The organism is Bacteroidota bacterium, from assembly GCA_016721765.1.
GTDB lineage: Bacteria > Bacteroidota > Bacteroidia > UBA4408 > UBA4408 > UBA4408.
In genome coordinates this window covers 41053-60037 of the sequence record JADKHO010000003.1, presented here as the reverse complement: position 1 = coordinate 60037, position 18985 = coordinate 41053, and the positions used below count along the sequence as shown (strand labels likewise).

The 18985-nt window shown below is 35.5% G+C and carries 22 protein-coding genes and 1 pseudogene; 13 read left to right on the top strand and 10 right to left on the bottom strand.

Translation table 11 applies throughout. The annotated features are described in order from the left end of the window. Positions 1 to 94: 94 nt before the first annotated feature. The 6 genes from recQ (at position 95) to IPP32_13145 (ending at position 5532) form a co-directional block, all read left to right on the top strand. Positions 95 to 2293, top strand: a complete 2199-nt coding sequence (recQ, locus tag IPP32_13170; protein ID MBL0049034.1) for a DNA helicase RecQ — start codon at positions 95 to 97, stop codon at positions 2291 to 2293. A gap of 157 nt (positions 2294 to 2450) precedes the next feature. Further along, positions 2451 to 3260 (top strand): N-acetylmuramic acid 6-phosphate etherase, encoded by an 810-nt coding sequence (murQ, locus tag IPP32_13165; GenBank protein ID MBL0049033.1) that lies wholly within the window; start codon positions 2451 to 2453, stop codon positions 3258 to 3260. Between the two features lie 5 nt (positions 3261 to 3265). Continuing rightward, positions 3266 to 3835, top strand: coding sequence for a hypothetical protein (locus IPP32_13160; protein ID MBL0049032.1), 570 nt, complete (start codon positions 3266 to 3268; stop codon positions 3833 to 3835). 38 nt (positions 3836 to 3873) lie between these two features. Beyond that, positions 3874 to 4260: a hypothetical protein gene (locus IPP32_13155; protein MBL0049031.1), complete on the top strand. Its 387-nt coding sequence runs from the start codon at positions 3874 to 3876 to the stop codon at positions 4258 to 4260. A gap of 3 nt (positions 4261 to 4263) precedes the next feature. Then, positions 4264 to 4650 (top strand): hypothetical protein, encoded by a 387-nt coding sequence (locus tag IPP32_13150; GenBank protein MBL0049030.1) that lies wholly within the window; start codon positions 4264 to 4266, stop codon positions 4648 to 4650. Positions 4651 to 4845: 195 nt separating this feature from the next. Then, positions 4846 to 5532 carry a Crp/Fnr family transcriptional regulator gene (locus IPP32_13145; protein MBL0049029.1) on the top strand — a complete coding sequence of 229 codons (687 nt, stop codon included), beginning with the start codon at positions 4846 to 4848 and terminating at the stop codon, positions 5530 to 5532. A 192-nt stretch (positions 5533 to 5724) separates the two neighbouring features. Here IPP32_13145 and IPP32_13140 read toward each other — a convergent pair whose 3' ends face one another. Next, a complete protein-coding gene (locus IPP32_13140) occupies positions 5725 to 8406 on the bottom strand; it encodes a fibronectin type III domain-containing protein (protein ID MBL0049028.1) in 2682 nt (893 codons plus the stop codon). 572 nt (positions 8407 to 8978) lie between these two features. On the opposite strand from IPP32_13140, the gene IPP32_13135 reads away from it, so the two are divergent. From IPP32_13135 to IPP32_13125, 3 genes are read left to right on the top strand one after another with little or no spacing between them, the layout of a single operon-like run. Continuing rightward, positions 8979 to 9836, top strand: coding sequence for a T9SS type A sorting domain-containing protein (locus IPP32_13135; protein ID MBL0049027.1), 858 nt, complete (start codon positions 8979 to 8981; stop codon positions 9834 to 9836). Positions 9837 to 9861: 25 nt separating this feature from the next. Then, entirely contained in the window at positions 9862 to 10275 is a 414-nt protein-coding gene (locus tag IPP32_13130) for a hypothetical protein (GenBank protein MBL0049026.1), read from the top strand. Positions 10276 to 10323: 48 nt separating this feature from the next. Beyond that, positions 10324 to 11223: a hypothetical protein gene (locus IPP32_13125; protein ID MBL0049025.1), complete on the top strand. Its 900-nt coding sequence runs from the start codon at positions 10324 to 10326 to the stop codon at positions 11221 to 11223. Between the two features lie 52 nt (positions 11224 to 11275). Here IPP32_13125 and IPP32_13120 read toward each other — a convergent pair whose 3' ends face one another. The 3 genes from IPP32_13120 to IPP32_13110 are packed head-to-tail and all read right to left on the bottom strand — an operon-like array spanning position 11276 to position 12029. After that, positions 11276 to 11641, bottom strand: coding sequence for a hypothetical protein (locus tag IPP32_13120; protein ID MBL0049024.1), 366 nt, complete (start codon positions 11639 to 11641; stop codon positions 11276 to 11278). Continuing rightward, entirely contained in the window at positions 11581 to 11850 is a 270-nt protein-coding gene (locus IPP32_13115) for a hypothetical protein (protein MBL0049023.1), read from the bottom strand. The genes IPP32_13120 and IPP32_13115 overlap by 61 nt, the downstream gene beginning before the upstream one ends. Next, positions 11847 to 12029 carry a hypothetical protein gene (locus tag IPP32_13110; GenBank protein MBL0049022.1) on the bottom strand — a complete coding sequence of 61 codons (183 nt, stop codon included), beginning with the start codon at positions 12027 to 12029 and terminating at the stop codon, positions 11847 to 11849. The genes IPP32_13115 and IPP32_13110 overlap by 4 nt, the downstream gene beginning before the upstream one ends. A 227-nt stretch (positions 12030 to 12256) precedes the next feature. Between IPP32_13110 and IPP32_13105 the strand changes: the two genes are divergently transcribed. Next, entirely contained in the window at positions 12257 to 12451 is a 195-nt protein-coding gene (locus IPP32_13105; protein ID MBL0049021.1) for a hypothetical protein, read from the top strand. Positions 12452 to 12584: 133 nt separating this feature from the next. Here IPP32_13105 and IPP32_13100 read toward each other — a convergent pair whose 3' ends face one another. The 4 genes and pseudogenes from IPP32_13100 to IPP32_13085 all read right to left on the bottom strand — a co-directional run bounded on the left by IPP32_13100 (position 12585) and on the right by IPP32_13085 (position 13834). Beyond that, the gene (locus tag IPP32_13100; GenBank protein MBL0049020.1) at positions 12585 to 12719 is read right to left on the bottom strand and encodes a PspC domain-containing protein; all 135 of its coding nucleotides are present in this window, start codon (positions 12717 to 12719) and stop codon (positions 12585 to 12587) included. Continuing rightward, a complete protein-coding gene (locus IPP32_13095) occupies positions 12694 to 13086 on the bottom strand; it encodes a hypothetical protein (GenBank protein MBL0049019.1) in 393 nt (130 codons plus the stop codon). The genes IPP32_13100 and IPP32_13095 overlap by 26 nt, the downstream gene beginning before the upstream one ends. After that, a pseudogene (locus tag IPP32_13090) lies at positions 13083 to 13417 on the bottom strand (PadR family transcriptional regulator). Before IPP32_13090 ends, IPP32_13095 begins: the two are co-directional and overlap by 4 nt. A gap of 180 nt (positions 13418 to 13597) precedes the next feature. Next, positions 13598 to 13834 carry a hypothetical protein gene (locus IPP32_13085; protein MBL0049018.1) on the bottom strand — a complete coding sequence of 79 codons (237 nt, stop codon included), beginning with the start codon at positions 13832 to 13834 and terminating at the stop codon, positions 13598 to 13600. A 594-nt stretch (positions 13835 to 14428) separates the two neighbouring features. Here IPP32_13085 and IPP32_13080 point away from each other — a divergent pair. Both IPP32_13080 and IPP32_13075 read left to right on the top strand, forming a co-directional pair. After that, the gene (locus IPP32_13080; protein ID MBL0049017.1) at positions 14429 to 14674 is read left to right on the top strand and encodes a hypothetical protein; all 246 of its coding nucleotides are present in this window, start codon (positions 14429 to 14431) and stop codon (positions 14672 to 14674) included. Beyond that, complete coding sequence (locus IPP32_13075; GenBank protein MBL0049016.1) at positions 14674 to 16095, top strand: hypothetical protein; 1422 nt, start codon at positions 14674 to 14676, stop codon at positions 16093 to 16095. Before IPP32_13080 ends, IPP32_13075 begins: the two co-directional genes overlap by 1 nt. Positions 16096 to 16674: 579 nt before the next feature. Here the strand turns inward: IPP32_13075 and IPP32_13070 are convergent. Then, positions 16675 to 16956 carry a hypothetical protein gene (locus IPP32_13070; GenBank protein MBL0049015.1) on the bottom strand — a complete coding sequence of 94 codons (282 nt, stop codon included), beginning with the start codon at positions 16954 to 16956 and terminating at the stop codon, positions 16675 to 16677. After that, a complete protein-coding gene (locus IPP32_13065; protein MBL0049014.1) occupies positions 16949 to 17362 on the bottom strand; it encodes a hypothetical protein in 414 nt (137 codons plus the stop codon). Before IPP32_13065 ends, IPP32_13070 begins: the two co-directional genes overlap by 8 nt. A gap of 253 nt (positions 17363 to 17615) precedes the next feature. Here IPP32_13065 and IPP32_13060 point away from each other — a divergent pair, with 253 nt between their 5' ends. Further along, positions 17616 to 18782 (top strand): hypothetical protein, encoded by a 1167-nt coding sequence (locus tag IPP32_13060; protein MBL0049013.1) that lies wholly within the window; start codon positions 17616 to 17618, stop codon positions 18780 to 18782. Positions 18783 to 18985: the final 203 nt, after the last annotated feature.

The following is an 18985-nucleotide window of genomic DNA, read 5'->3' as shown; positions in this document are numbered from 1 at the left end:
GTTAAAAAAACAACTATTATTAACGTACAATTCAAAATATTTTATTATATCTTTACACAAATGTATTACTAAAAATATAAATTAAATTTTTAAAATGTTAGCAGTTGAATCATCGTTATTGGACAACCTTCAAAGGTATTTTGGGTTCGATAGTTTTAAAGGGGACCAGGAAGCCATTATCAATAACGTATTAGATGGAAAAGACACATTTGTAATTATGCCAACCGGAGGCGGCAAGAGTATGTGCTACCAATTACCCGCCTTGATGAGCCAAGGAACCGCAATCGTAATTTCCCCGCTTATCGCTTTAATGAAAAATCAGGTGGATGCCATGCGTAATTTTGGGAGTGAAGATGGTATTGCACATTTCTTAAATTCGTCACTTAATAAAACAGAAATAGCTCAGGTTAAAAAGGACATTACCGCAGGAAAAACTAAATTGCTTTATGTAGCCCCTGAATCTCTAACAAAGGAAGAGAATGTTACCTTTTTAAAAGACATTAATATATCCTTTTTCGCCATTGATGAAGCACATTGTATTTCGGAATGGGGGCATGATTTTAGACCAGAATACAGACGCTTACGCCCAATTATTGAGCAAATAGGTACGGTGCCCATTATGGCACTCACTGCTACCGCTACTCCAAAAGTTCAGCAGGATATACAAAAGAACTTAGGGATGAGCGAAGCCAATGTATTTAAATCATCCTTTAACCGTAAAAATTTATATTACGAGGTACGACCAAAGGTGAATGTGATAAAAGAAATTATCAAATACATTAAATCTCAAAACGGAAAATCCGGGATTGTATATTGTTTGAGTCGAAAGAAAGTGGAAGAGATTGCTGAAACCTTGAAAGTAAATGGAATTAAAGCAATGCCTTACCATGCAGGCTTAGAAGCAAATGTACGGGCTAAAACACAGGACGATTTTTTGATGGAGGAAATTGATGTAATTGTTGCCACTATTGCTTTTGGTATGGGAATAGACAAGCCGGATGTGCGCTTTGTAATTCATCACGATATTCCTAAAAGTTTAGAAGGTTATTACCAAGAAACCGGACGTGCCGGACGCGACGGAGGAGAAGGTAACTGTGTAGTTTTTTACAGCTATGACGATATTGTAAAGTTGGAAAAATTCATGAAAGGCAAACCGGTTGCCGAACAAGAAATTGGGAAACAGCTTTTAATTGAAACGGTTGGATATGCGGAGACTGCAAGTTGTCGGCGAAAAGTGTTGCTTCATTATTTTGGAGAAGAATATCCGCAAGATAATTGCGGAGGCAAATGCGATAATTGTTTGCACCCTAAACAGCGTTTTGAAGGTGAAGAAAGTATTTGTATGGTATTGGATACCGTTCTTGAGATAAAAGAAAAATTTAAAGCTAAACATGTTGCACAAGTTTTGTGTGGCATTTCAACCGCACAAACCAAATCCTATAAGCATGAGAAATTGGAAGTATTTGGAAAGGGTTCCGAGTACGATGAAAAATACTGGACAGCAGTAATACGTCAATCTATCATTAATGGATTTTTGTTGAAAGATATTGAGAATTATGGCTTGTTGAGATTAAGCGATAAGGGAAAAGAATACCTCGAAAAACCCTATTCGATGATGCTTACAAAGGATGTGGATTATGATGCAATTGCCGAAGAAGATGATATTGCAATAGCCGGAGGTGCAGGTAAAACTGCTGCGGCAGATGAAACGCTTTTTGCGATGTTAAAAGATTTGCGAAAGAAAATTGCAAAGCAAAAAAATGTACCTCCTTTTGTTGTATTTCAAGATCCATCCTTAGAGGATATGGCTATACAATATCCCATTACCATGGATGAGATGAAACAAATTATTGGCGTTGGTCAAGGAAAAGCGCTACGGTTTGGAAAAGAGTTTGTTGATGTAATTAAAAAATATGTCGATGAAAATGAAATAGATCGCCCGATGGATATGGTGGTGAAATCGGTTGTAAATAAATCAGGGCTAAAAGTTTATTTGATTCAGAACATTGATCGCAAAATTCCATTTCAGGATTTAGCAAAAGCCAAAGGAATTTCTTTAGGTGAGGTAATTAATGAAATTGAAAGCATCGTTAGTAGTGGTACCAAAGTGAATATTGATTATTATATAGATGATACCATTGATGACGATAAACAAGAAGAGGTATTTGATTATTTTAAAACAGCCGAAACAGATTCAGTTGATGCTGCATTGAAGGAATTGGGTGAAGAAGATTATACCGAGGAGGAAATTCGATTGATGCGTATTAAATTTATTTCGGAAATGGGGAATTAAACCCATTAATATTTTAAAAAAGCTTGTCATTAATTCGTTAGTGACAAGCTTTTTTATTGCATTTGTTTTGTGAAGCCAATTCCAAAATTTCTATCCTAAATTCATTTCCTAGATTCTCGAAATTCTCGCTAATTTTACCGGAATAATTTTCAGCAGCATGTTTACTCGCACAACAGAAAGTGATTCGGCCTATCGACATTTGGAAAAAATGTCGATTCGCGAATTATTGATTAATATAAATTCGGAAGACAAAACTGTGCCCCAAGCAGTTGACCAGGCAATTCCACAAATAGAAAATTTAGTAAGCGCTATTTTACCCAAAATGCGAAATGGAGGCCGATTGTTTTATATAGGTGCCGGAACAAGCGGAAGACTTGGAATTGTGGATGCTTCAGAATGCCCTCCTACATTTGGTGTTGAACAAGGATTGGTTATTGGCATTATCGCCGGAGGTGATGCAGCCATTCGCAAAGCAGTTGAATTTGCTGAGGATGATATATCCCAAGGTTGGAAAGATTTGAAAAATTACTCCATTACCGAAAACGATGTTGTTATCGGAATTGCAGCTTCCGGTACAACACCTTATGTTATTGGCGCACTTAAAAGTTGTAATGAGCAAAATATTATTACCGGTGCAATTACTTGCAATAAAAATTCACCGCTTGCACAAACAGCAAAATTTCCGGTTGAAGTAGTAGTAGGACCGGAATTTGTAACAGGTAGTACGCGCATGAAGTCGGGAACCGCTCAAAAATTAGTTTTAAATATGATTAGTACATCGGTTATGATACAGCTTGGTAGGGTGAAAGGAAATAAAATGGTGGACATGCAACTTAGCAACAACAAGCTAATTGATCGTGGTATAAAAATGATAATGAGTGAATTGCAAATCGCTGCGCAAGAAGCTGAAGCATTATTGGAAAAGTATGGCAATGTTAGAAATGCCGTAGAAAACTATCGAAAATAATTGTCATGCAGGACATTGAACCCTACTACAATTGGCGCCATATTTATATCGCATCGGAAGATGAATTATCCCCTTTTTATGAACGGGAGTATAGTGAATTTGAATACACTAATCACATTTATGATTTTGCCATTCATCCTCAGTGGGACGACATAGGCTCGGAAACACTTTTTATTAAAATTTTAATTGCAGATTATGAAGAAGGGTACGCCATTATTGAGTTGATTGGGGAATGGAACGATTGTATAAATAATGATATTATGTTTTTAAAACGTGATATCATTGATAGTATGCTTCCTGAGGGGATAAACAAATTTATTTTAATCGGCGAGAATGTGTTGAATTTTCATGCAAGTGATGATAGCTATTATGAAGAATGGTATGAAGATCTTGACGATGGTTGGATTGCATTTTTGAATTTCAGGGAGCATGTAATTAGAGAGTTTGAAAATAATAATATTGATTATTATGTATTATGTGGCGGCCGATTAAATAATTTAGGCTGGCGCACCTATAATCCCACTCAACTTTATAACACAGTAGATTCGATGGTTGCTAAACGAATTGGAAATTAATTATTTACTTTTTATACTTGTAAGATAAATAACAAGAAATGAAATTTAAGCATTCATTAATCACATCTGCACTCCTTGCCTTTTTATTGCTCATAATTGGTATACGATGCAAAGATGAGCCAGTAATTCCAGATTCGCCTGCAATTAAATTTTCGGACGAAGTGTTACCCATAATTATTGGCAATTGCACTGCAAGTGGATGTCATGGAAATTACAATCCGCAACAATTTTTATTGAATAGTTACACAGATGTTATGACACATGGTGAAGTGAAAGCTAAAAACGCAAGAGGTAGTAAACTTTATACTGTTATTACTTCCAATAAGGAAGACGAGAAAATGCCTCGAAAACCCAATCCTGATTTAACAGAAAAACAAATAGAAATAATTTATTTATGGATTATGCAAGGAGCTAAAAATAATTAAACCATGAAAAAAACACTCCTAATTTTCACATTGAGTGGGCTATTTCTAAGCTCCTGTTACTATAATAATCTAACTGAAATTCATCCCGGTGAAGGTTTATCGCTGGAATGTGATAGTAATGCAGCAAACATTACATTTCAAAAAACAATTCAACCCATATTGCTTGCTAATTGCGGCACCAACAACTCCTGTCATAATTCAACCAGTAGCAACCCACATTTTGATACGTATGAGGGTGTGAAATTAGTAGCCGCTGATGGTAGACTCGTAAAAGCCATCAATTGGCAATCAGGTGCTTCCCCCATGCCCAAAAGCAGTAATACGAAACTTCCGCGATGTGCTCGCGCCCAAATAGAATTATGGGTGCAAAATGGGTTTCCGAATAATTAATACGCTACAAAAATCATCCATTCAGAATTCATTTTTACCCTTTGGGAATAATTTATTTGAATAATTGGGTTGCCTTACGAACTTTGTAACGGTTCGTAGAAAAGATGATTCCCGAGTCCGTTTAACTTTATTAAGCAGGCTTGAATTTTCGTTTTCATGAACTCTATTCACAGTGAAACCATCAATTCTTTTTGAATGAGTAATTTCTACCTAGATTGCGCTATCATTAATTCCTTAACGCTTCCTACAACCCCCGCTTCAGTTCTGGAGCAATTAAAATCAGATATAAAAACTAAAACCTATTTAAAGGGCGAATATATTTTTATTTCTGATCAGGAAATTCAAGCTGTTGTAGGAATAAATTCTGGTTTAGCCAAGTTGTACTTTATGGATCACTTTGGAAATGAATTTACTTTAAAAATATTAGCATCAGGAGATATTATAGGGCATCGTCAGATTTTGGATAATGAAAAATTTAATGGTTATATTCAAGTAATTGAAGATGCTGAGGTGTGCATGCTTTCAAAAAATATGTTTTTAAAGTTGCTTGATGAAGATATTAGCATAAATAAAAAACTGATTGAAAAATTATGTGCTGATTTGCGCCTAGCCAAAGATATTATAGCCAATTTATCGCTGAAAGATGTAAAACATCGTATTTGTTCTATTCTAGTAAAACTTCACAAACAATTTAGTGTTCCCGGATCTGATGATATTAATGCAGAATTAAGTAGAGAAGATTTTGCTAAGTTGGTTGGAGTTGCAAGAGAATCGCTTTCAAGAAGTTTAAGCGAGCTTGTACTTGAAAAAGTAATATTTATCGAAAAGAAAAGAATCAAAATTTTAGATTGGGCTAGACTAATTCAGCTCTCAAAAATCTAATTTGACCTCCCTCCATTTTTGTTTCACGCTTTAGATTTTCTTACAACTTTGATTGGTACTTTGGTCAAAAAAATCATGTATGAATTATTTACAATAATTCATACATGAAAATAATTTTGCATTAAGCCTTACTCTTCTTCATATTAATTTTCATCAAATTTAACCCTTAAGTTTGGTTCTTCAATAATCAAATTAATTTATAATTAGCTTGCTTGTATACTTGCCGAACTCTGAAGTTCCTATTACTTGGTAAATGCCAACATTCAACTTAGTTTCTGTTCTAATTTTAATTTCAGCAAATCCTGTTTCATCTGTAATAGCTATTTCAGTAAAGAGCAATTTTCCTAGCATATCAAACAGTTGCACAGTAACATTGGCTTTTTGTGGCATTTGAATTCTTAAATTTATATTATCAATGTCTGTTGGATTGGGGAAAATTTTAAATTCTTCGACATTATTCATTTTATTTTTTTCAGCAACTATAGGCGCCATTCGATTTGATGAGCTTGTAGTTAGCGAGTCTACATTGGCGGCCATTCGAGCGGCTACTTGTGTTGGAGTTGTAACGAAAAAAGAGGAATTCGAAAACAAGCTGTTACCTGAACTACAAATGGTTTGCACTTGAAATTCATAGTTCGTATTAGCGCTGAGTGATGTTATATTCTTATTGGTAAAACTTGTTGTTTTATTTGACCATGCACTTGTTCCCACTTTCCTATACTGCACTTTATAACTTGATGCACCGTTAACTGGAAGCCAATTTAAAGTTACCGAATTTAACGCCACATTCGTCTCAAATAATCCGGTAGGAACCCCACAGCTAGTAGCATTGCTTTGAGTGCTTATCAGAGCTATTGCTGAATATGCGCTTGTTCCGTTCGAACAAACAGCAGCAACTTGAAATTCATAATCTGTAGCGGTTGCCAAAGAAGCAATATTTTTAAAGGCTGTTGAAGTAGTTATGGTTGTCCAAGTAGACGACGAAGTTTTTCGATACTGAACTTTATAGGAACTCGCACCTGGCACAGGGCTCCAATTTATAGTAAATGACGTTGTAGTAGCAGCTGAAGCAGTAACATTTGTAGGGCTTCCACAAGCTGTCGGAAGTGTTGTGAAAAATCCTGATGCAGAAAAAGGACTAGCATTGGTAGCACTACATTTTGTTTGAACCTGAAATTCGTATAAGGTATTTTCCAGTAGTGCTAAAACAGATTTAGAACTGCCCGTGCTACTTGTTGTTAACCATGCTGCTGTGCCTACAACTCGATATTGTATTGTGTATCCACTAACTCCCGTAATTGCAGTCCATTTTAAAGTTGCCGAATTGCTTTTAACAGCACTAGTCGCTAAACCGATTGGAGCAGTGCAAGTTGGAGCTAAGGTTGAAAAGAGATAGGAGCCGGAGAAGGCACTTGATCCAAGCGGACAAGTAGTTTTAACTTGATATTCATAAATAGAAGATACAACTAAACCAACAATCGATTTTGAAGCAGAAGTACTTGTACTGCTAGTCCATGCGGTTGCACCCACTTTTCGATATTGAATCGAGTAGCTGCTTGCACCAGAAACAGCTGTCCAACTCAAAGCTGCCGACACGCTCGTTATAGCTGTTGCATTTAATCCCACAGGCACCGCGCAAGAGGAGGTTCCTGTTGTAGAAAATACTACGCTAGCCGAATACGCACTTGTTGAACTAATGCAAGATGATTTAACTTGAAATTCGTAAGTTGTTGCGGGAGATAATCCGGTAAGCGATAGTGTTGTGCCGCTTGCTGCCAAAGATGCTGACCAAGCATTCGTCCCTGAAACTCTGTATTGCACTATATATCCTAGTCCGGAAGTAATACCTGTCCATTTTAACAAAGCCGAGGAAGCAGTTATTGAAGCTGCCGAAATATTTGATGGAGGATTACAAAATGTTCCGGTTGAGTAGTTTCCATTGTGTGGCATACCTGAATAACGGTACCACTGATAACCAACCAAATTCAATTTAGTTTTCCATGCACCTGTTTCAGCAGTAAAACGTGGTAAAAAATAATTATTGTAAACGCTCTTTTCGCTGTGCGGACCGGAGGGCACTTTAGTTAGCCAATCGCCCAAAAAATTACCGCCCGGGGAATAGCTTGCAAAAATCGGGACAATTTGTAAGGTCTTTGATGTTGAACCAAAATAAGAAAATAGTGTTTTAACATCAGAGTAAATGTTACTAATGGAGGATGTATAATTGTCGCATAACAAAAGATCAACTGTGTTGGCAATAAATTTACATTGGCCTTGATTCGGATTTCCAACATAGGTGGCACATCTAATACCGTCGTGTAAGGCCAGTGAATCCAAACTTTTTAGCATTTTTTTATAATACTTAAAAGCTCCTGCAGTATCACAATTATAACCTTTTGGCGATAAATAAGTTGTACAGTAATAACCATTATTGGCAGCTGATACAGGGCTTGTAGAATGTGAATTCCAAAATTCAAATTCGAGGTAATAGTAATTGAAACGTTCATTAGAATCCAATCGAGAACGATTGTAAGGTGCAATTAAGGTATTAAATGTATCAAAGCTTTCACTTGATGCAAGCACATTTTTTATTCCGAATTGAGTTCTTGCTCTTTTCAGAAAATTAGCCAGTATGGTATTTTTTGTATTCGAAGGTGTAGCACTTATTACGTTCGACATTCGATAACAAATAATAGAATTAAAAGAACTGTCCTTTAGGTAATTTAGTAAACTATCTTCTTTCACAACATTTCCTAGGATGCCATCAAAGGAATCAATGTAAATACCTTTATATGCCGGCGTTTGCGCTTTTATACTTGAGAACATCAAGATAGTTACCACAACACACAAGGAAGCTTTAATGAATTTTTTCATTTCGTTTAGATTTATAAGGGGTTAATTAAATGTATGTGATAGTGTTTTTTTACAGGTGGGAAAAGGTATTTGTTCAAAAACAGTGCAAGGGTAGTTCAATTTAAAGCCCATTAAAATATTTAATTACTGAACAAGGGAATTCTTGATTTAAATAGGCAATATTTGGATATGTAGTAAAATCAATAGCTACAGAACATTAATTAACAACATGCTGTTAATAAACCAAACGAAAAAACATTCAAAAATTACTCCATCCAACATTATAATGAGTTCATCTGTTTATTTTGTTTGCTAAACGTTATTTGTTTAAACTTTTGTTGTTGCAACATGATTTATTGAAATAATTTTACTGAATTGTATACATTTGCAAAGCTTCTGAATTCGGCGTCCCTGTGATGTTTATCACAGGTGTTAGTGAATGGAAGAATTAATACCAACTCAACTAAATAAATTTCCTGTTGAGCATTTTAAACTAAATAATAACTACCCAGCTTCATTGTTTTGCAGTAGAAATCAACTAGAAAATTTGATTTTAAAAAGAAAACTAAGTCTAACCTGTAAAACAAATCAACATGAAACTTAAAAGATTTTACCCACTCGCAATTTTTATTGGAGTAGCTGCAATAGCCACTGCTGATATTTTATCTGATAATGGTAAAGCCGGAAAAACCGGTTCGCCGGGAGAAACAAGTTGTACCAATTGCCATAACTCATACGCTGTAAACTCAGGTGGTGGCTCAATCACCATTAGTTCATCTAACATGACTAACTGGCAATATATACCTGGCCAAGTGTATCATATTAATGTAACTGTAGCAAGAGCGGCAAATTCACTTTTCGGGGTTGGATTTGAAGCATTAAAAGCAAGCGGTAACACGCCGGCAGGAACATTTACAATTACCACATCCGGCTCCACAGGTATTAAAAGTGCAACTATTGGGGGTGTGGTAAGACCCAATATTGTACATAAATTAAATGGAGGAATTGGCAATGGAAGCAAAGTGTTTAGTTTTGATTGGGTAGCGCCATCCACGAATGTAGGCAATATTATTTTTTATGCTGCCGGAGATGCTTGTAACAATGATGGTAACGAAAGTGGTGATTATGTTTATACCACAACCCAAACTATTACACCTGCATCCACTACAGGAATTACGAATGTGATGAGTGAAAACGGATTATTAAAAGTATACCCCAATCCAGCACACAGTGAAATTACAGTTGATTACACTTTAAATAGCCCTTCACAAGTACAAATTTCTATTTTAAATTTGGGTGGTCAAAGAATACTGTCACTTTTAAATGAAACGCAATTTGGCGGATTTTACACGGAACAATTTAATTTAGGAAATCAACTTCCTAAAGGTGTTTACTTGGTGTCTTTAGAATCATCAGGAGAACGCAAACTAAAAAAACTTATCATCCAATAAATTAACTAACCTAAAACAAAAAAACATGTATACACTTCCTTCGAAGCAAACCAGTTTTGATTCCACAAAGAAAATTATTTTGGGAGTTCTGGTATTGATACTTTTAGCTATACTAAGTTCTTGTGAGAACAATCATGTAGAAGAGGCGCTGCCGGCCGGAGCAGTTAATCCATGCGATACTGCTGTAGTAAAATTTAATAGTGATATAGTACCGATTCTTACCGCCAAATGTGCCACAACTGGCTGTCATGATGGTTCAAATGATCCAGAATTAACAGCAAATATGTTTGCTAATCTTCAAACATCAATTGGTAGTGGAACATTTAAAACAAAAGTGTTAGATGAGCGTTCAATGCCAGAGAGTGGTTCTACTCCCTTAACTTCAGCTGAGTATTTAAAAATAAAATGCTGGTATGAAAACGGACATTCAGATAACTAAAATTATTAACTATATTTCGAATTTCTTTAAAGCTAAAACTATTTCAATATGAACATACCTCAAAAAAAATTACTTGTTTTTTCCATGTTTTTTTCTTCCATTCTTAGCATTAGCGCGCAAGACGATATGAACGCTTTGTTGAATGAAAATGAAGCACCCAAGCAAAAAGAATTTGCTACTGCTACCTTTAAAGGAACTCGGCTAATTAATTTACATACGGTTGAAGTATGTGGAAAGCGTGGACTTGATTTCAGAATTTCGCATCGCTTCGGGCCATTAAATGGCGGAGCATACAATGCTTTTGGTATTGACGGTGGGGCGAGTATCAGACTAGGATTAGAATACAGCTATGATGGTCGACTTCAATTCGGAGTTGGAAGAACCAATGTTGACAAAACGGGTGATGTATTTGCAAAGTATCGCTTGTTGCGTCAAACTACCACAAATGCGATGCCCTTAAGCGTTACGCTTTTTGCAGGGATGTATTATACCATGTTTAAAGATCCGAATAAAGCCATTTCGGGCAAAGATAAATACGAGAATAGAAATAACCGATTATCCTATGCCTATCAACTTATCATCGGAAGAAAATTCTCAGAGCGCTTTTCTATTCAGGTTGCCCCTACCATGATACACTTTAACTTGGTTGAAAAGCTTTCAGACAAGAATGATATGTATGCAATTTGTGCAGCTACTCGCTTAAAAGTAACAAAACGCTTTGCAATTACAGCTGAGTATTGTTGGAGAGCAACCGAATGGAGCCGTGATACTTATTACGATTCATTTGCGTTAGGGGTGGATATTGAAACAGGTGGTCACGTTTTTCAATTGCAACTTGTAAATTCATTGGGTGTATTAGAAAATCAATTTATACCAAAAACAACTACCAAATGGACAGATGCCGGCATTCGACTTGGTTTTAATATTTCGCGGGTATTTAATTTGTAATGTAAACTGCAAAAGAAAGGCCTCACAAAAACAATTGTGAGGCCTTTTTTATTTATGCTTTTTTAATCGTTACAGATTTAACAGATGGAACAGGCGGTGGTGGTGGCGGTGGAACATTGGACGAATCTCCCCAATCTTCCCCGTCACTCTCGATATCTATATCCACACCATTTTGGTTTATTCGAATATGTTTGCCAAATGAGTGTCTATTCTTTTCTTCACGATCCATATCCAATCCATTGCAATCAATGCACTTTAAACCATCCATAGTCATTGTCCATCTACGTCCTATCATGTCACTGTCCCAAGTATCAGTTACATTATCGATATCGTAAATAATATTTTTCATATTTCTATTTAGATAAATTGTTTTCCAACCGGCACTTTCAAAACTATACGCACCGATTGGTCTCGCCATTTCGATTCTTTTGTAATATCGAAGTAAGGACTGAAATCAATTGTAGAATCATGTTGGGCAAACTCGTAGTTGATGCTGCGGGCGCGAATTGTTGCTTCTTTATTCGTTGAGCCTTGCGCACCTTTAATCACCACCAGTTGAAAGCTATCTGTTTCGCTTTTCTCTATATCCACCTGCGGGAAGCCAAAACTGATTCCATTTTTATTCACTTTACAAGATTCCAATGATTGATTCTAACTCTTGAGTGGTAGCCATATTTTTCTTCAAAATTGTACTTACTATCCTTCATCAAATTTAAATACATGACTTGTGATGCGGGACTCTTAATTTCATAATTTTCACGGTAGGTTGCTTCTTCTTTAAATTCATCCCCAATTTCAACGCCCATATATCAACATTAAAAGGCCGGCAATCCACATGGAGAAAGCAGTAATTCGAACAATACTATTCTGTGTTCGAATATTGAACAAAATTTTAATGCAACTATAAATTAACATGATTAAAGGTACGCCAACAAAGAAAATCAAGCCGATAGTTGCAAAATCAACGAGGAATTCACTTCCAAAAAAAGCGCTCAAAAAATCCGCAATCGAATACGAAATTTGAGAATCGTACATGTCATTGTGGATTAAATTGGTGAATCCAAATAAAGAGCTCGCCAATACAGAAAGTAAGACCACGCCGATTATTAAAAACACTACCGCAAAAAGCTTGGCTGCTACCTTAAAAATAGAGCGAAAAAGTGTTCCTAAAAAATCAATCACTTTATCGGTTGCCGAACTAACTCGAGCCCTGTTCTCAGGATTTTAATTTTGCTTCCCAAATCATTTACGATTTTTCACATCGTTTAGTTCATCTTCTACGCTGCGTTTAATATTATCAACGTTGATAGGTTCTCCACGCATTTCCAATTTCTCGGCAGTTGTGCTGGCTTTAGGAATAATTATCCAAAGCAAGATGTACAATAAAAAACCACTTCCAAATACAAAAACAAAATGGCAAATGCACCTCTTAAATAAATTGGGTCGAAGTCGAAATGATTTGCAATTCCGCTACACACCACCCAAAACCTTATCATCCGGGTCACGAAACACTCTGCGTCTTTTATAATTTACATATTCTGCTTGAGCAGTAGAATGTGTTGAAGAAGATCCGCTATTGCTATTCGCATTGCTATCAGCATCGGTTGCATATTCTTCCGGACGTCCCATTTTTGCAATAACTTCATCCACATCGGCTAATATCACAACTTGCTTAATTGCATTTACTTTTTCTTGCAACAGTTCTGCAATACGTGCTTCAATGTCGCTCATAATTTCGTCACGCCCATCCGAATCTTTAAAATATCCTTTAATGGTATTGAGGTATTTACTTAGCTTATCATAAGCATCCTCCTCAATGTGGAAAATAATTCCGTTTATATTTATGATTACTGTTTTATTCATTGCTTTGGTTTTTGTGTGGTTAAATTCACTGATTTCACGAGTTCTTCCCAGGTGCTTTCCAGTTCTTTTAAAAACTGTTCACCTAACTCTGTTAATTTGTAATACTTTCGTGGGGGGCCGGAAGTTGACTCTTCCCATCGATAACCCAGCAAGCCAATATTTTTGAGCCGAGTGAGCAGCGGATAAAGAGTGCCTTCTACAACAATGAGTTTTGCTTCCTTCATTCGTTCGATTATTTCAGATGGGTATTTATCGCCATCACTGAGTATCGAAAGAATACAAAACTCCAGCACGCCTTTCGCATTTGCGCTTTGGTGTTTTCTATGTTCATATGTTTGGTTTATAAAAGTTTAAAATGAATGTTTATTTTGTAAATGTTCTCTTCATCTACTTTGAGAGATTCTAATTTTGCATTTTCCATTTCTGCTACAATAAATTTATTGAGTGATTCATTTTGCTGTCGGTTTTCATCACTTTGATGTTTCCGTTTTTATCGACACTAAAACTACATTCACACTTTCTTCTCCTGCACTTTTTCTTTCATAAATCCAGGAAATTGTATTTGTGAATAAAGTTGTTTACGGATTTCAGTAGTTTCCTTTTCCTTTGAGCTAATTTCACTTTTTGCAAATGAGCTAAAACCTAGCATCATTAAAAGTAAACTTAGTACCAGCATTTTTGATATGCTTTTTGGAGCATTCATCCCTTGAGATGAAATTGTTGAGTTGTTCATTTTTGTTGTTTTCATTTTTTTATTTATTAAGATTTTGACTTGAATATGTTTTACCTTGAATTTGACGATGCAAAGATATGTGCAAATAACTGTACTATGCAACACATAGTACTAAAATAATTCATTAATATTTGCTATCTATTTGATTTTCAATCTATTTATTTTTTATTAGGGCGCTTATCCCTTCAGAACACTTAATATTGAAAAAATAGTCTAAGTTAATGATTTTCAATATTTTAATTCAATAATCAGTAAATTTTTGTATTTTTGCATTGAAACACAAAAATTATTCAATTTTTAGCAAAAACGTCATGGTTTGGCTTTTTTGATAATGAATTTTACAGAAATGATTAACATAAAGAATAAAATAAAATTTGGAGGATATGTAATTTATATATTTCTTTGCTTGATGTCTGCCAAATCCACCAAAGAAGAAGTTGTCCCAAAATTCAAACATCAAGCGGACATTGATTCTTATTCTTTAACAGATTGCCCCCTAAAAGCTCTTCTCAAACAGATATTACTGGATTTAGGTGGGTTACGGAACCCATGTCAGCTTATGACTTTAGAAACCATGTTCAAATAAACAGGGTACCAAGAGGTACTAACGTGACCGCACACACCCTTTGCGATTGCTGCGGTATTTCTTTATTTAACTCTTTGGATGCAGCCTTAAAGAAATACAACACACTTAAACCTTTGTATAAAGCAGGCTTACCATATACACATGTGGCAGAGGGTAAGGTATCTAAAAATGATGGTCGATGTACCAAATTGAATAAAGGGCATTATACCCTGCACGAATTCGAAGGTGCTTCCCTAACAAATAAGTTTAGCATTGTACAAGAACTTTAATGGAGAAACTTATCTCATATAAATTAACTGACTGGATATTTAAAGACTTCCAATACTTCTGCGATTTAATCGAATTCGAGGGGCCTGTTCTTGTGCATTATTTGGAAAAGAAAACCAACAGACACGCACTATATTATTGGGTTGAAGGAGATTCCAAAGTAAATAGATGGCTTTGCTTTGAAATATCAGAAAAACAACTTCATGATTATCTTTATCAATACATAAGTCTATTCGATTTAATAAAGAAAAAAGAGTCTGGATATTTTTTCACAACAGATATTGATATAAAATTTAATTACGGAAACTTTCAAATGATTCCGTGCTACGCATTGCCAGAAAAATACTTGCCTCTTAAGGAAAGTTTTTACATTGAAGACGTTGATAGCCGATATGATGGATTTTTCAATTTTAAAGGATTGGACTTTTATAGAGATGCTCTTCAAAAAGAGTCATTCGATTTAATTATCGCTCCCATTAAAAAAACATATAATGGAATGGTAACAGTTTCGGGTGGAGCTGATTTTTTAAAAAACTTTGAAAACTCTTTTAAGGCATTTGAAATAGTTAAAGCAAGCAAAGAACTAAAAGATATTCTTAGCCCTGTAAATTTTGATAAGACTATAAAATCAATTGTAGATAGTACTCCCCCGCTAATTAGCGATAATGCTCCCAGTAGTTTTAAAATCTCAATATCAACAGCCCCAGAGATGAAGGGAGAAAGCGAGGGTTATTCGCCACAGATTGAAAAATTTAGAAATAATGTGCTAAATGATTACAAGGATGAAATTTTAGGTATAGACTTAAATAATGAAGAACAAGTACAAAAAATTGTTTCAAATTATGAGGAGTTTTCTAGGGCGAAAATATTTGAACCATTAATTAAGATTATCAACAGTACAGATTATGAATTAACCTACGTAGATAAAAAGAAAAACTTAAAAACTAAATACAAAAAAATTGACTACGACTCAATTGTAAGGCTTGCTCCTAAAAAGCTAAAGACCAAACCAGAAGAAAGCCTTGAGAAAGCCTTCCTTACAATTACAGTGGCGGTTGACCCTAATAAGAATTATTCAGCGATTAGTGTAAAAGAATTATTACAAGTAACTCTGTTTAGTAAAATTGAACAGGAGGCTTCTACAGAATTGGAAACAATAAGCGGAGAAGAATTTTCAGTTATTCTTGGAGAGCCAATTAAAGTTGATTACAAACACCATGATGGAGAGTTTTATATTTCTTACAAACCACTCAATATTGAAGTTAATCACCGTGAAAACAAGGAAGCATTAAAGCTTTTTAAGGCATTGTTTATATATAAAGTCAAAGTTGATTATATGGCTAAAATTCCATCAAATAAAGAAAATAGAAAATTTTTTGAATCCATTATAAAAGAAATCCTTAATAAGGAGGATGAGGAATAAAACAAATGATTAAAAAGTTGCAAGTTTCAAACTAAGTCTTTATATCTGTGCCATGACAGTAGAAACAAGCCGATTAATGACTATCAATAACTACTCTAAAATGCTTGCTATTACTACATCTTACGTATATAAACTAATAAAATTACAAAAACTTTAACCTGTGGTTATTGACGGAGTAAAATTCATAGACTTCAAAAAATACCCAACTATATCGAACTGATTTTTTTTGCCCAAACTGCCCATAGTTTACGGCACACATATTCACGTTTCTAGCAAATACCTGCAACACTAAGTTGATGAAGCCTGTTTTCGTTACAATAACAGGTTTAGAGAAACTCCTATGTTTGATAATTTGCAGCTGAAATTTACAGCATATAAGGTGAGTTAACAAAGTTATCTAGGGTATTATCAAAATCATTTTTCCTGTTCGGATTAGTCCTATCTCACTTACGATTTAACCTTTTCATAGTTTCAATGTGGTCTTCATTCAACTCTTTTGTGGACTTGCAAGGTAGCTTTTTATCCCCCTATTCCCTCTTAGATCGCTGCTTTGGCTTTGCCATATTACGAAGGTGCAATTTATTTAAAATATTGCCAATGGTCTTTAGGCAGTCTTCCTTGCCTAAAAGAACTATCTGGAATCTGTGTGACAAATAATTTTTTTTCTCCAAATTTATTTTCTAACAAATCGAATATTTCGTTAGCAGACATTTTGGTATTAATAAACAAACTATAAGGCATAGAAAAAAACCAAAAATCTACAGACTGTGTTGCATCAATAAATTCTTTTACTTTATCTCTATCATGGTCAGTTGAAAGCAAAACAAGATAGGTTTTTGTGGTATTTGGAAAATTAATCATTTTTACCTCCCTCTTTTTCTATCTGTAGTGGTTGTGGTGTCAAATCGACTGGATTGATCATTATTACGTCAGTTCCCTTTTGGGCTATTAAATCAAGCTTTTTGTCTTCTATTCTAAAACTTTCAGACTGCAACAGAGTAGGACTTTTTATTAGAAGAACAATATATGCAATTAACGACACAGCTATTATAAGTGCAGCCAATATTCCCAATAGGTATCTCAATGCTATATCATTAGTATAACAGGCTCCGATAATTAAAGAAGGATTTGCAACAGCGTTAAACCAGACAAGCGGAGCAAAGGCATTTGACTTATAGCCTGCCTTAATTAAGTTTGCTTGGTTTGCTAATATTTGCTGAAACATATGAGTAATCTTAGTCAACAAATCTATTATTTTTTTTTTCATTCAGTTGTATTTAAGTGTTTAAAAGGGATATATGCTTTTTAATAGCGAGCTGATTAAAGGATACAAATAAGCAATAAATTGCTTTTAAGCATCTATTTTCAAATTAAATAAGGTGTAAATACTTGAAATTTTAATGAATTGCTTTAAATGTTTGCCTCTTATTTTAATCCAACGAAAAATGTGAGCTATGTTACCGTCAGAAAATTTTTATTTATAACTTTACACAGACTTTATAATCAAGTACTTGGGCAAAATGATTAAGCTCTTTTCAAAGCAATATTTCTTTCCGGCTGTATTTTGTGCTTTTTACTTTATTGTGCTTCTATATCCTGATCCACATCAACATTTAAAGGGCAATCAGCAGCAGGAAGAAGATAATGAAGGCGGAATTCCTTTGCGCGACCGCATTGATTTGGCTATGCAGCAAGAGTTTGAACTAACAAAGGACCCTGCTACCCATACAGTCCCACGAGAAAGGTTACTTGCGGCAAAAACCTATCTTGCATCACTTCAACATCAACATACAACAGGAAAAATAGCCGGTGCTATTCCCGGAATAAACTGGCAAGAACGAGGACCTTCAAACTGCGGTGGAAGAACAAGAGCCATCATGGTTGATCCAAACGATGCTACAAAAAAAACGGTGTGGGTGGCAGGTGTTGCCGGTGGATTATGGAAGACTACTGATATTACACAAGCTTCACCCACTTGGGCTTCTGCGAATGACTTTTTTACCTGCCTTGCTATCACGAGTATCTGTTATTCGCCTTCCAATACACAAGTTTTTTATTTTGGTACAGGCGAAGGTTATTTTAATGCTGACTTTCAGCGAGGAAACGGTATTTGGAAATCGACTGACGGTGGTACAACATGGAACCAGTTGGCTGCTACAAATGCAAATGCTAATTTTTATTATGTCAATCGTTTGGTTGTTAATACAAATGGAGATGTTTACGCAGCAACCAATAGTGGTATTTTCCGATCGCAAGATGGAGGTACCAATTGGATTCGAGTACTAGGGGCCTCGGCTCCAGGTGGGGCTGTAACTGATAATTTTAGTGATGTTGAAGTCGCAGCCGACAATCAAGTGTGGGCTTCTACGCGTACATCCGGTGCAATTTATAAATCAGCGACAGGAAATTCAGGTACTTGGACTTTACTAAATACTGGAGCAAATGGATTTCCTGCCACCGGCGTTGCCACGCGCATTGATATTGCACTTGCGCCATCTAATGCGAATGTTTGCTATGCATTTGCTGCGCATGGTGGTGTGAACTTTTATAAAACCATTGATGGAGGTGCAAATTGGACACTTTTAACCAAACCGGTAGACGCTGATCCCGGTATAGGCAACGATATAACGCGCACTCAATACTGGTATGACATGAGTATTGCTGTTGACCTAATAATTCTGCTGTAGTTTTTGTTGGTGGAGTAGATTTATTTAAAACAACAAACAGTGGAAGCACTTGGCAGCAGGTAACACATTGGTATGGAGGGTATGGGTTTCAAGATGTGCATGCTGATCAGCACATCGCACTTTTGAACCCGGTAACTCTAATGTGATTTATTTTGGAAACGATGGGGAATTTGGAGAAGTGCCAATGCAACTGCAGCAATTCC